This window comes from Sphingobium baderi, assembly GCF_001456115.1.
Classification (GTDB): domain Bacteria; phylum Pseudomonadota; class Alphaproteobacteria; order Sphingomonadales; family Sphingomonadaceae; genus Sphingobium; species Sphingobium baderi_A.
On record NZ_CP013264.1, the window covers coordinates 2,802,440 to 2,815,996 of the forward strand.

The 13,557-nt window shown below is 59.3% G+C and carries 8 protein-coding genes; 2 read left to right on the plus strand and 6 right to left on the minus strand.

Annotation, left to right across the window (positions count from 1 at the left end):
* The first annotated feature begins 6 nt into the window (after positions 1-6).
* Positions 7-1,239, plus strand: coding sequence for a GntR family transcriptional regulator (locus ATN00_RS13745; protein WP_062065621.1), 1,233 nt, complete (start codon positions 7-9; stop codon positions 1,237-1,239).
* On the opposite strand, the gene ATN00_RS13750 is transcribed toward ATN00_RS13745, so the two are convergent.
* The 5 genes from ATN00_RS13750 to ATN00_RS13770 all read right to left on the minus strand — a co-directional run bounded on the left by ATN00_RS13750 (position 1,236) and on the right by ATN00_RS13770 (position 11,221).
* Positions 1,236-3,329: a PKD domain-containing protein gene (locus ATN00_RS13750; RefSeq protein ID WP_062065624.1), complete on the minus strand. Its 2,094-nt coding sequence runs from the start codon at positions 3,327-3,329 to the stop codon at positions 1,236-1,238. The two genes, ATN00_RS13745 and ATN00_RS13750, sit on opposite strands and share 4 nt — an antisense overlap.
* A 2-nt stretch (positions 3,330-3,331) precedes the next feature.
* Positions 3,332-4,822, minus strand: a complete 1,491-nt coding sequence (locus ATN00_RS13755; protein ID WP_231746284.1) for an amidase — start codon at positions 4,820-4,822, stop codon at positions 3,332-3,334.
* 19 nt (positions 4,823-4,841) lie between these two features.
* The gene (locus ATN00_RS13760) at positions 4,842-6,452 is read right to left on the minus strand and encodes a tannase/feruloyl esterase family alpha/beta hydrolase (protein ID WP_062065627.1); all 1,611 of its coding nucleotides are present in this window, start codon (positions 6,450-6,452) and stop codon (positions 4,842-4,844) included.
* Positions 6,453-6,518: 66 nt separating this feature from the next.
* Entirely contained in the window at positions 6,519-8,762 is a 2,244-nt protein-coding gene (locus ATN00_RS13765; RefSeq protein ID WP_197413603.1) for a TonB-dependent receptor, read from the minus strand.
* 380 nt (positions 8,763-9,142) lie between these two features.
* On the minus strand, positions 9,143-11,221 hold the full coding sequence (locus tag ATN00_RS13770; RefSeq protein WP_062065633.1) for a TonB-dependent siderophore receptor: 2,079 nt from the start codon (positions 11,219-11,221) through the stop codon (positions 9,143-9,145).
* Between the two features lie 386 nt (positions 11,222-11,607).
* Between ATN00_RS13770 and ATN00_RS13780 the strand changes: the two genes are divergently transcribed.
* Complete coding sequence (locus tag ATN00_RS13780) at positions 11,608-12,363, plus strand: SDR family NAD(P)-dependent oxidoreductase (protein WP_062065639.1); 756 nt, start codon at positions 11,608-11,610, stop codon at positions 12,361-12,363.
* 85 nt (positions 12,364-12,448) lie between these two features.
* Here the strand turns inward: ATN00_RS13780 and ATN00_RS13785 are convergent, their stop codons facing one another.
* Complete coding sequence (locus tag ATN00_RS13785; RefSeq protein ID WP_062065642.1) at positions 12,449-13,474, minus strand: aspartate-semialdehyde dehydrogenase; 1,026 nt, start codon at positions 13,472-13,474, stop codon at positions 12,449-12,451.
* Positions 13,475-13,557 lie beyond the last annotated feature (83 nt).

Below are 13,557 nucleotides of genomic sequence, written 5' to 3' on the forward strand. Positions count from 1 at the left end.
ATACAGGTGCATTTTGATTGGCCGAAGCTTTACGCCTCGGTGTTGGGACGTCCCGTCCAGGAAAAGCTGGCCCAAGGCGCTGCCCGGCTGATTGAGCATGATATTCGCGCGGAGAAGCGTCGCGCCGGCGAGGTGCTGGGCGGCAGTGACGAAATTGCCCGACGATATGGACTCGCGCGCGAAACGCTGCTGGGCGCTGTCCGGTTGTTGGAAGATCAGGGCATAGCCCGCATGCGGCGTGGCCCCGGTGGCGGACTCATGGTTCTGGAGGAGAGCCATGCGACCTTAACCCGCTTTCTCGCCGAATATTTTCTGATCCGCGGCATTACATCGGTGCAACGCAAAGAAGCTGAACATGCGGTTGCGTTGCTCAGTCAGGCTGCGGGGACTGGGCCAAGTGACAGCGAGGACTATAGTAGCGGTTATTCTTATGCACTGTTGACGCGCGGGCTGGATTATAAATCACCTGCTGCTGAACCCAATGGCGTTTCTAAAATCAGCCGAGTGTTGCGGCCTTTCGTGGATGCGCTCGAAATTTTGGAGCAGTGGGAAGATCCGCCTCGCCCGTCAGCGCTCAACGAGGGCAGTCTCGCTATTCTGGTCGCCCGTTTGTTGGCGGACGAAGTGCGGCGCCTGCGTGAGCGCGGCGAAGAACGGCTGGGCTCGGAAGCGGAACTCACGGAGCGGATTGGCGTGAGCCGTCAGGTATTGCGGCAGGCAGTGCAGATGCTCGAAACCCGCGGCGTATTGATCTGCCGCAGGGGCCGGAGCCGTGGCGTGGAGATCAGGCTCGAGCATGCACGGGATGCAATCGAACGCATTACTCAACACTACACTCGTTTGGATGTAGGCGCGGCCGAGTTTCGGCCTATCCTCTCCCTAATCGGCCGGCTCAATCGCCACGTCATGGGGATGCGTACTGAACCCGGCGATTTTACGGGGTTGAGGCGGATGATTGCGGAACAGGACTGGACAGACGCAAACGGGCATGTCCGGCGCATTCATATGGAATGGCGGATGATCGACAACCCGGTACTCAGTCTGATCGAACAATCACTCGCGGCGTATCGCGCCTGCAAGGCGGGCAAGGTCGCCATGGACAATGCTTATGACGTAGACCGCCTGAAGGCCTGGTCAGAAGAATATCTGGAAAGCCTTGCAGTCGGCGACCTTGCGGCCGCCGACCAGGTTTATTGCGCGATCCATGGCTATGCCGACCGGGTACTGGGGCGTTACTAAGCGGCTGCTCCGGTGACGACGACACGCACGCGAGCCAGATTGGGGATACGCAAGTAGGGCGTAGATACGTCGCCTTGCCGATGAGCCGTCACGCGGACAGTCACGAAATAGGTTCCCGGCTTGTCATAGCTGTGACGCCGCTCATAGCTTCCACTTGCCGCCGTCCCGTCCACGCTTTCTTCCGCAGCAAGGAACCGGCCGGTCCCGTCGAAATCCCATTCGACTGCCACGATGGTGCCTTGCCCGGCCGGCACTTCAGCCATAGCTGAAATGGTAAACTCTGCGCCGACGGCGACTTCGGCGCGTGCGGCTTCCTCTATGCTTGCGGAAACCACCGGCTGGATGCCGCCGCGTTTGGAAGCTGCGGCTGGCAGGGTGAGTTTTCCGCCCGTGTAGCTATAGGCGCTATCGGGCGGAGCAATCCCTCGTTCGACCCAGGCGACGAGATCGGCCAGGCCCTGTTCGATAATTCCCGAATAATCGATCAGGCGTGAGGTGGGAGAGGGGACGATGCTTGGCGGCAGAAAGGCTGGGGGGATATGCTCGGCATTTTCTACCCATTGCAGGCGGAAATTTTCGGGCATTCCGTAACGGGCAACGCCTTCGGCATAAAGGATCGCCTGATCCGGCCATAGGGACGTGTCGTGCGTATGCTGCATGTAGAGCAGTTTGCCCTTGAACTGCGCGGAATAATGTCCGCCAAAGGGACTGGGGACAGTGATACGGGGCCGCTGGGGAAACATGGGACTACCATCGACGATGACCTGGTCAAAACCCTTTTCGCCGTCGATGACATGGTGCCTGTGCCAATAGCAATATGCGAGATAGGCGTCATTATCGACTTCTACCTGATCGCCCGGCCGGACCCCTTCCGCCTTTGCATTTCCGTCGGCACCAAAGCCGTCGAGCAATAGCGTATCACCGAATACGCCCGTCACGAAAAGCTGACGCCCGGCAGCCTCGCCGCTCAGTATGCGGACAGATGCACCGGGAAGATAGCCGGAAGGTTGTTCGGCCAGCCGGATAGCAATCTGCCGGTCCGGCGGGGACATGATCGCCATGAAGGAACTCGCCTCCATGGCCGCCGGGCCGCCAGCATGGACCTCGGCAGCGATGTCGGCCGCGGTGCGGGGCTGGTCCACGCCAGTCTTGAACCGCACAATCCGGTCGCCTTCGAAAAGGTGCGGCTGGTCATGTCCCGCATAACCCGGCTTGCTCCAGAAATCAGGGGTATAGCCAGGATCCTGACGTGCGAATTCTGCTGCGTTCCAGCACCACATGGCGGCCTGACCCATGGGTTGGGCAATCATATATTCCGCGCCTCGGGGAAAACCGAGACGATATAGATCGGCCAGTGCTTCCCGCTCATGCGCGTTCAGCCCCTCGAACGGATTGCCGCTGCCTCCCGGTTCGGTCGCATCAATGACATTGGCAAGCTTGTCGCGGAGCAGGCGACGAACATTGAACATGGCGCCGAAACCCGTGGGCTGCACGCTTTCAATCGCCTCATCCGCTTTCCCTGGAGCGATGGGGCCGCCGCCCATGAAAGGCAGGGCGCCATCATAAATGTCGGGCGCATTTTCCAGACACAAGGGGGATCGGCGTGCGCCGCCACTCCCGCCATAGACATAGCCATGATGCGGCACTTCGCCATAATGATGCTTGGCGAGATGTTTGGCGAAACGCGCCGATTCCGCGCTGGCCCGCCAGCCATAGAGGCCCGGATCGTCGCCTGCGCGCTGATCAAGGTCATTGCCGATATGACCCTGATTGGATTCCAGCATATAGCCGCCCAGACGAAAGGCACCGGGAACTCCGCCGAGCACGCCTGCCAGCGGTCCGACGAAAGCGAATTCAGTGCCACCCAGTCCACCGCCTAGCGGCTGGAAAAAGCGCCCTCGATAAACATCCTTTTCGGGAAAGTAGATCGCGAACCGGGTATCGCTATTCTCAAATCCGCCATGAACATAGCGATGCGGCAATGGATCGGTCCGCATCTCGTCCGCGTCGATGAAGGGTTTGCCAAAATAGGCGTCGGTCGGGACATAGCTATTGATGGCTTGTGTCGTTGCTTCGAGAGTTCCAGCCATGATTAACTTACCTTGGGACGCTCATTGCGCGGGAAAGCCGCTTGATAGGTCTGGGCGGCGCGAAAGATTTTCGCCTCGCTACCCGGAGGGCCGGCAATCTGTAGACCCACTGGAAAGCCGTCGACGAAACCGCAGGGAACCGAGATGGCGGGGAATTTCAGCCAGTTGAACATATCGGTGTGGCTGCAATAGCTACCCATGAAGCTTCCACCCGGATATTTGGGGCCATCGGTGGTCCAGCCCGCTTCCCATTCGGCAATCGGGCGGGTGATGAGCTGCGATGTCGCTGAAAGGATCAGGTCATGCGTCGCAAACAGCTTGCGGAAGCGGTCCCAGTTACGGCCGCGCGCCTCGAAACCGGCTTGCATTACCTCGGGCGGCGGCAGCGGCAACCCTTCGGTTGGGTAGAAAGCGAGCCACTGCGCCATGCGGTTGGGCATGATGTCATCCCAAACTTCCTTCGTTTCCGCGACGTTGGCGCCGAGCGAACCCATTTTTGCGGCTTCGGCCCGGCACAGTGCGATCACCCGGGCGCTTTCGGGCCCGGCATAGCGCTCTGTGAAACCGAAATCGTCGGTCCAGGCCAAGCGCATGCCTTTCACGCCCCTGTCGATCCCTGCCAGGAAATCATCGGGCTCGGTCTGGATCGAAAAGGGATCGCGGCCATCGGGGCCTGCCATCACCTGTGTCACCAGCGCAGCATCGCGGACGCTGCGGGTGAGCGGACCGACCGTGATACCAGCGGGCGGACGTGGTTTGGTATAATCGAGTTCGGGGATCAACCCGCCGGTCGGATGCATGCCCACGACGCCGCTATAGGCTGCCGGTAGCCTGGTGGAGCCGCCGCCGTCCGATCCGATGGCAACCGGCAGCATGCCGGCGGCCACGGCCGCTGCGCCGCCGGAACTCGACCAGCCGGGCACACGGCTGGTGTCCCAGGGGCTGCGGGCTTCCGCGTCCCAGTTGAAGGGTTTGAAAATGCCTTCGCCTGCCAGCGCACCACCGCCGCCTGCACCGAGCATGCTGTTGGTGCCCATGATGATAGCACCGGATTTTCTGAGACGCTCGACGCCGAAATGATCATTCCGGGATATCGCGGCAGGCTTATCGCCCACCTGATGTCCTTTAAGGCCCGCAACCGGAATATGATCCTTGACCGCGATGGGAACGCCGTGAAGCGCCCCCAACCGATCGCCGCGGGCAATCGCCGCATCGGCTGCCCTGGCCTGCTCCAGCGCTCCGGCTCGATCGAGCGTGGCATAGACGTGAAGCGTCTTGTCGAGCGTGTCGGCACGGTCGAGGAAGTGCTGCACAACCTCCGTCACCGATACATCCTTGCGCGCGATCCGATCGCGAAGGTCGGTTGCCGTGGCCCAATGGAGATCGTTACTCCCAGCCGCAGGGATTGCCGCGCTCACGGCCGCCGGCGCCAATATGCCAGCGGTCGCGCCCGCTGCACCTTTTGCGAAATCCCGCCTTGTCATCGTCATCATCCTCTCCTTGCGGGGCTGGTCACTTGGGATCGACGCAGCTGTAATTGCCTGCATCGAAACCGAAATCGCCCGGTCGTCCGTTGAATTTCGCTGTTTTGGGATAGGCGCACATCAACACCGTGCGGGTCGGGGAAATCATGGCATCGGGAGCCGGGCGTCCAGGCATACCCTCGGGCAAGCCCTCTGGCACGCTGGGGCCTGTGCCAACGATAGTGTCGGGCGCAATGTCGCGCTCACGCCAGGCGATAAGCTTTTCAAGTGCGCGATCGGGGACGTCCTGCGGTCCCATGCCTCCTCCGCAGTGATATGTTCCCGGTGCCAGAAACAGCCGTGCGAAATCGCTGCTGCCGGGGACGGACTGTTGAAGGTCGTTGTAATGGGTGATGATCTCGCTGACCGGGATTCCGGGGTCAGCGATGCCGTGCCAATAGATTACCTTGCCGCCCTTTGCCTTGAAGGCCGAGAGTTTTTCCGGATGACGGGGGGACAGGTCCGCCCAATCATAGCCTTCGGCCAGCCGCTTGACGTCTGCTGGATTGTCGAAACTGAATCCGTCGATCACGTCCAGCTTGGGGTCACGGATGAACATATCGCGCATGAAGCTGTTCGCGATGATGTAGCCTGCCGTTGGGGGCGACGGCGCCCAGGGATTGGCCTGCCCCTTAACGGGCCGGGTGGCGCCCATGAAGAACTGTGTCCAGCCGGTAGGATTGGTAAGCGCAAATCCATTGCGTGGCCGACCGGGATATACCGCGGGCGGGCCAAGGGCGATCGCCTTGACGGTATCTACTTCATCCTTGGTGAGGCAGTTGGGGCCATCGCCTCCTTTGCACAGCAAGGATGCCGGGTCGAAGCCGCAGCTATTGGGGTCTGCGACCAGCCCATTGGGTGACGCACATTGCTTGATGACAGTCCGCTCGATCAGCGCCAGCTTGGCGGGCGCAACCCAGGCATTAGGCGTGCGGAATATCTGCTGCGTGGTCCAGGTGAACCAGGACGGGTCCCATCCCAGCCCCGGCGCCCCCACGACAGCGCCATCGAAATCGTCGGGATAGCGTTCGATAGCCTGCTCGGTCATCCGGCCGCCGCCCGAGCAGCCGAGCATATAGCGATACATTTTCTGAGCGCCATAAAAGGCCCGCGTCAAAGCCTGCGTCGCGACAGCGGTGACATGACCGGCCCGATGGGCGTGGTCCAGCATCGCGGTCGGATTATCCTTTGCAAAACTCCAGTCGAGGATCGTGCCCTGATGTCCCGTATCCGTCACGGCTACGGCGAAGCCCGCGCCAAGCAGCTTGGGGTTGGCAGGCGGCATAAAACCGGCAGCCCCGCCCAGACCCATGAAATAATAGCGGCCGTTCCATTCGTTAGTGGGCAGCGAGAGAGTGAAATTGATCGTGGAGTCGGGCTTGGTCGCCTTGGCGGTTCCGACAATCTTGCAAAAAGGCGTCGGCATCTGCAGTTGATCGGCGCTCAGGATGTTGGTGCCCTGGGGCGCGATTTTCTGGAGCGCATCGACGCTGCATTGCGCCTTGGGTTCTGCGGAGGTGGGGGGAGGACTGTCCGCCGCCACGGCACTCGCGGATGCGATGGCCAGGGCGGAGGTAATAAAAAGACTGATCTTTTGCATGTTCATCTCCTAAACTGCGTTATGATCGGCGCCGCGAGTTCCCCCTTCCGCGGCGCCGCCCTTCCATCAGAATTCAAAGCGTCCTTCCACGCCGAACATGCGCGGTTCGCCATAGAGATAGGCGACCGTCCCGAACTGGGTGGGGAGCTGATTATTGCCGCCGACGATATAGTCCTTGTCGGTGACGTTGCGGGCGAACACCGCGGCGCTGAAGCCACTGCCGGCGATACGCCGCCAGTCGAGACGCAGGTCTATCTTGGTATAGGACGGCGCGATGGAGCCAGGAACGCTGAGCGCCGCTATGGGATTCCCGTTAAAGCGGTTCACCGGATCGAAGGCGATCAGGCTTTGATAGTAAATATTCGCCGTTGCTGTCACGTTCCCCAGGCTTTCCGGTATAGGCAATGTTATGCGCGGCGTGACATTGAGCTGATGCTTGGGCGAATTAGGAAACCGGCTATTGCTCAGGTCGCCAAGCGAAGGGTCGGTGTAGCTGTCATATTTAGCATCTAGATAGGTATATTTGACAGCCACATCGAACCATTTGACAGGTTTGACCACCAGATCGACGTCAACTCCCTTGATCTTGCCTGCCGCCGCGTTCCGGGTGACGGTCGACGCCGGCGTCGTATTGAGGTTCACGAAACGCTGGATGTTTTTGTAGTCGTCATAGAAAAGGTCGACATTGGCTCTGAGCTGCCACCCGCCAAGCTGCCATTGCGATTTCAGGCCGATCTCATAATCCGTAACGGTTTCTGGCGCGAAAAAACGGTCAGCGGGATTAAGCGCAGTGGAATTGAAGCCGCCGGATTTATAGCCCTTCCGGACGGATGCGTAGACGTTGATATCCCGATTAATCTCATAGAGGGCGTTTAGATTCCAGGTCGTCGCCTTGAACGTGCCTGAGACCGTTGCGCCTCCCAGCGGAATTTCAACGCCGGGGAAGGGCACAAGCGTCGTTGCACTGGTCGAAGAGCGGAAATCCTTGGTTCTGCGTATACCAGCGGTAAGCGTCAGTCCGTCGGTCGGACGGAGGTCGAATTGTGCATAACCCGCCTTGCTGGTGTTTTTGCTGTTGCCGATGGCAAAGGCCCTGATCGGCCCTCCGAAAGGCACCAGCACATATTGCACCGTGTCGAACCCAACGCTGGGCGGCGATTTGAAATATTCGTCATAATAGCCGATCGTGCCGGTCAGCATACCGAATTCACCGTGCAGTTGCACTTCTTCGGTACGTTCAATATTGAAATCGGATTGATAGGGATTGCTGACGTCCAGAATGGGCAATGGCGTGCCGTCGATATCATAGTCGGTCTTCTGCTTGAACAAGCGTCGGCTGAAGATGTTCTTGACCGAAATATTGTCGTTGATCTTAGCAGTCGTGGTGTTGACGAAACCCTTGGATTTGAGACCATTGCCCAATGGGAAATTGACATTGATTGTGCGCGGCCCTCGCGCAAGCTGTTCCGCCAGATAGGTGGTCAACTGACCTTCGAGTGGGGCAATGTTCGGATTGAGAGAAGCTGGCGTGAACCCGGCGATGGCGGCGCCGGAGCCTGCCTCATTGATATGGGTATATTGATAGATGAAATAGTTCTCCAGCCATTCAAAAGGCTGGATAACGACGCTGGCCCGGAACGAGGTTTTGCGTTCATTGTCCGTGCGTGAGTTGTCGAACAGGTTTTTGGTGAACCCATCACGGCGCAGAATCTGTCCTGACAAGCGAACCATGAGCTGATCGGGAATGAGCGCACCGCCCATCGCGAATTCCAGATCGTGCCGGTCATAGGAACCAAGACGCCCGATCACATAACCGGAAAACTCATTGCCGGGCTTGCGCGGCACGAACAATACGGCGCCGCCTGTGGTGTTACGGCCGAATAGCGTGCCCTGCGGCCCCTTGAGGACCTGCACATTTTCCAGGTCGAAGAACTGCTTTCCGAAATCGGGCACATCCGCAAAATAGGTGACGACGCCTGGCGAGTTCTGACCGAATGTCTGGCCTTGTCCACGGATGGAAAAGGTGGTGTCGTTGCGGTTGGACGCGGTGTTCTGGACGCTCAGACCGGCGGCCACTGCGGGCAGGTCGTTCAGCGTCTTGACGTTGCGCTCGTTCAGGGTGTCGCCATCAATGGCGATGATCGAAATGGGCACGTCCTGCAACCGTTCGGATTGTCGCCGGGCGGTAACGATGATGTCTCCGCTGAGATCGGAGGATAATTGCGCGGGCGAACTTTGCTGCGCCAGCGCGGGTTGCCCTGCCAGACAGGTAGCGAGCGCCGCCAGGCCAACTTGAAAACGATGATTCATCTGCATCCCCTCCTGTTTTCCATGCCGCCGCCTTTTATGGCCGCTGACAATCAGAAGCTTAGCGGGATGACTCTCCGAAAATAGTGGGCACAATAGATTGGCGCACTCGGATCATTTTGCCGAAGCCGGCCCCATCATGATGAATCGGACATCGAAAAGCCAGAAATGTGCGTCGATGCGCCCACTCTATTGCCCAACCCTCGGAAAAGAGAGAATCCCTTTTTAATCCTCCGCAAGGCGAGCCAAACGGATGTATCAATCAGTTGTTCTCAATTCCGGGAACGGCAGGAATCTGGGCCGTAGCATTTGACGCCTGTCGTTTCGTTTATGCAATCCGTGCCTTCGATTTCGCAGAGGCACGGATTGCATCAGGCATAGCATCAGAAGCGATAGCCGACCGTGCCCATGACATTGCGGGGCGCACCTACGAAACAGTCGCCGCGTGCAAGGCAAGAGGCATAATATTTGTTGTTGAGCAGGTTGGTCGCGTTGACTGCAAAGCGCCAGCTCTGCCAGTTGATCTCCGCCAGAGCATCAACCGTAGTGCGAGACGGGGTGACGATCGACCAGAGCGAGCTGGTCGATATGCTCTTGCCACTATAGACCACGCCGCCACCCAGGCGCAGCTGGGCCGCGTCGGCGAGGCCGAACGTCTTGGTCGACCAGATCGACGCCGTGTGGCGCGGCATATAGTCGAGACTGGTGTTCACTTCAGACTTGAGCTTGCTGTAGCCATAATTGGCGAGCAGTTCGAAATTGCCGGGCAGGGTGTGGCTTGCCTCAACTTCAAAGCCCTTGGTCGTCAGTTCGCCCGACTGGGTCGTCGCATTGCCCGCCAGATAGAGTAGGCGGTTGCGCTCCTTGATGTGGAAGGCGGTGACCGTCACCAATGTGTTTGGCGCGGGCTGCCATTTCACCCCTGCCTCGAATTGGGTGCCGGTCTGGGGCCGGTAGGGAGAACCGATGGTGCCGTCGACATTCTGGATGGAACCTGCGACCGGCAGAAAGCTCTCGGTATAGCTGAAGAAGGGCGAGATGCCGGCACCCATTTCACCGATGATGCCGGCGCGGAAAGTCGTGGCATTGTCTTTTTGGCCCGACGAACCGGTGACATGGTCACGGCGGGCGCCCAGCACGACCGAGACGCGATCGAAGAAGCGAATCTGATCCTGCACATAGACGCCGAGCTGCTTCTGCGATTCATAGACGAAAGGGCCGGTTGGATAGTAGGTCAGCAGCGCATCCCGATCGATCTCGTAGAGGTCGATCGTCTCAACCCCGCCGGCGTAGCGTTTGCCGACCTTGTTCCAGCTATAGTCGACGCCGACGAGCAGCTTATGCTCGATATTTGCGCCCGTGTTAAAGGTGAACTGGAGATTGTTATCGGTCGAGAAGACGTTCATCCGCGCATCGCTGGCGTCTGCATAGAGGCCGATGGTTCGACCATCTGTGTCGAAGGGATTGGTTGGATTGGTGTAGCTGTCGGTATAATGGGTAAAATATTCAAGATTGCTGTCGATATAACGCGCCTTGAGGCTGAGCCGGACTGCATCGGAGAAGCTGTGGGTGATGGAGCCGCCGCCCTGAAGCGAACGGCCATTATAGCGGTCCCAGCCGGGCTTGCCGACGAAGGCATATTGGCCGAGCCGACCAGAAGGATAGGCCTCGTTCGGGCGGAAAGTGCCGACGATCGGCAGGAATTGAGAGGTCGAACCGGTGTCGTCTTCCTGATAGAGGCCGGTCAGGACAATGTCGGTGTCAGGGGTCGGTTGCCAGCGAATCGAGGGCGCGAACATCACGCGGTCGTCGGGAACATGATCGATATAGGTATCGGCATCGCGGACACGGCCGACCGCGCGGATCGCCAGATTGTCGGTCAGTGCGACGTTAACGTCACCCAACGCTTCTTTGCGGTCGAAACTGCCGTAAACCATGCTGATTTCACCGCGCGTCTCGAACCCCGGCGTCTTGGAGACGAGATTGACGAGGCCGCCGATCGAACCCTGGCCGAAAAGCACGGAGGCCGGACCACGCACGATCTCAACGCGGTCGAAATTATAGGGGTCGGATGTGATGCTGGCATAATAGGAAAAGATATCGCGCATGCCGTCACGGAACTGCAGGGCATCGATGCCACGCACGTTGAAACCGTCGACGCGGGTGTCGCGACCATAAGGATTGGCGAGCACGCCTGCGGCATACTTCACCGTATCGCTGATGCTGATCGCGCCCTGCGAAAGATATTGGTGGGAAGAGATAACCTTGATTGGCTGAGGGAGTTCGATGAGCGGCGTTTCCGTTTTCGTGCCGGCATTAGCGGCGGTGACGACGATGCTATCCTGTGCGTCGTTTGAATTTTCAGGAGAAGCGGCGAGCTGATCTTCCGCCCGCGCGGTGGCGTTCGCCGACAAGGCCAGAAGCGCGACTCCGCAAAGAGCAAGCGAGCGAGCAGCGAGCATGGACATCTCCTTCTATTGCGACGCAGTCTTAACTAAGGCGCACGTAGGGCTATTAATAATGAATCGCAATATATGATTTTACATAGGCTGCGATGGCCATGCCCAGGCAGGCATGGCGCAGATCGCCGCCTCACCCAATTTACCGGATAATCACGACGACTATGGTGAAATGGTCGTATAGACCGCCTCGGCATCTGCGATGAATATCGGCTATTTGCCGACCCTTCTTGATCCGTTCCTGCATTATTTTGTTAGGCTTGACGTTGTGAAGATGCATGGGCCACAACCGCTCAATAGAGCGGGATGCATGAGCAACCCAGTCATATCGCTCCATTATTTCAGTGTCCGGGGTCTCCATCCGGCGCGACAGCAACAGGAGGTGAAGCATGCCGGCACTTGGTGGACGTACTGCGATCGTTACCGGCGGGGGGCACGGCGTCGGGCGCGGCATTGCCTTGTCGCTTGCCGAGGCGGGGGCTCAGCTTGTCATCTGCGGCCGCACACCGGAAACCTTGAGTGCTGTACGAAAGGAGGTCGAGGCTAGGGGAGGCGTCGCGCTGGACATAGTGTGTGACATCACCCGCGTAGCCGATCTGGAGCGGCTGGTGGCGGCGACCCTGGAACGGTTCGGCGGCATTAATATCCTGGTTAACAATGCCGCTATCGTACCCCATGGGACGCTGCTGGAGATTGATGATGCGCTAGTGCAGGCGGCTTGGGAGACGGGCCCCGTTGCCACGCTTCATCTGATGCGCCTATGTCACCCACACCTCAAAGGCGATGGCGCGATTGTGAACGTTTCCTCGGGCATAGCCATCTCCGGCAACGCCCATCGGCGTGGCATCTATGCTGCGACAAAAGCGGCGCTCAACGCCATCTCTCGGGCCGCTGCCAACGAATGGGGACCGGATGGAATTCGGGTCAACACCATCATGCCTGTGGCGCGGACTGAGGCTGTGGAACGCTTCTTCGCGGATGAACCGGAGCGGGCAGAGGCCATGTTGGCCGCCATACCGCTGGGGCGGGTGGGTGATACCGAAGAGGATATCGGCCGCGCGGTGGCCTTCATCGTCAGCCCTGACGCCAGATACATTACCGGCGTGACTATCCCCGTCGATGGAGGCTCAAGCTATATCCGCTAGCCGGACGGCCACGGTCGTGGTCCGGTGGGCTGCCGTGTTGAAAGAAGGCCTTCCAACACGGCGACGCCAGGATGACATAAAAGCCTTAGCCCTTTTTCAGGTGGCGGCGGCCTAGCAGTTCCGCAATCTGCACCGCGTTGAGCGCCGCGCCCTTGCGGAGGTTGTCGCTGACGCACCAGAGCGAGAGGCCGTTATCAACGGTTGAATCCTCGCGTACGCGGCTGATGAAGGTGGCATAATCGCCCACACACTCGACCGGGGTGACGTAACCGCCATCCTCGCGCTTGTCGACGAGCATCACGCCGGGCGCCTCGCGCAGGATATCCTGCGCTTCCTTGGCCGATATTTCCTTCTCGAACTCGATGTTCAACGCTTCGGAGTGGCCCACGAAGACGGGGACACGGACGCAAGTCGCCGTGACCTTGATCTTGGGATCGAGGATCTTCTTGGTTTCCGCGACCATCTTCCATTCTTCCTTGGTCGAACCGTCGTCCAGGAAAACGTCGATATGCGGGATCACGTTGAAGGCGATCTGCTTGGTGAACTTCTTCGCCTCCGCCGGATCGCCGACGAAGATGTTGCGCGACTGTTCGAACAGTTCGTCCATGCCCGCCTTGCCCGCGCCGGAAACCGACTGATAGGTGGCGACGACGACACGCTTGATCGTGGCTGCGTCATGCAGGGGTTTGAGCGCCACGACCATCTGCGCGGTGGAGCAGTTGGGATTGGCGATGATGTTCTTCTTCTTGTAGCCGTCGATGGCGTCCGGGTTCACTTCGGGCACGATCAGGGGCACGTCCGGGTCCATGCGGTAGAGCGACGAATTGTCGATCACGACGCAGCCCGCCGCCGCCGCCTTGGGCGCATATTCAGCCGTCGGGCCGGAGCCTGCGGCGAACAGGGCGATGTCCCATCCGGCGAAGTCGAAATGTTCAATATTCTTGCATTTGAGTGTCTTGCCAGTGTCACCGAAATCAACGTCGGTGCCATGCGACCGGGGCGAAGCAACCGCCGCGATCTCGTCAATCGGGAACTCGCGTTCGGCGAGAATGGTCAGCATCTCGCGGCCCACATTGCCCGTGGCACCAACGACGACGACCTTGTAACCCATGACTAAACACTCCACTCCATGCAAAATTGCGGAGTGGGCGCCATAGCGTCGTTGCGTCATTTGTCCAGCTTTATGCGGTTTAT

Excerpts from the sequence above, each read along its gene's own strand:
- ATN00_RS13750 (WP_062065624.1), bottom strand. The coding sequence starts at position 3,329 with ATGGCTGGAACTCTCGAAGCAACGACACAAGCCATCAATAGCTATGTC.
- ATN00_RS13755 (WP_231746284.1), bottom strand. The coding sequence starts at position 4,822 with ATGATGACGATGACAAGGCGGGATTTCGCAAAAGGTGCAGCGGGCGCG.
- ATN00_RS13760 (WP_062065627.1), bottom strand. The coding sequence starts at position 6,452 with ATGCAAAAGATCAGTCTTTTTATTACCTCCGCCCTGGCCATCGCATCC.
- ATN00_RS13765 (WP_197413603.1), bottom strand. The coding sequence starts at position 8,762 with ATGAATCATCGTTTTCAAGTTGGCCTGGCGGCGCTCGCTACCTGTCTG.
- ATN00_RS13770 (WP_062065633.1), bottom strand. The coding sequence starts at position 11,221 with ATGCTCGCTGCTCGCTCGCTTGCTCTTTGCGGAGTCGCGCTTCTGGCC.
- ATN00_RS13780 (WP_062065639.1), top strand. The coding sequence starts at position 11,608 with ATGCCGGCACTTGGTGGACGTACTGCGATCGTTACCGGCGGGGGGCAC.
- ATN00_RS13785 (WP_062065642.1), bottom strand. The coding sequence starts at position 13,474 with ATGGGTTACAAGGTCGTCGTCGTTGGTGCCACGGGCAATGTGGGCCGC.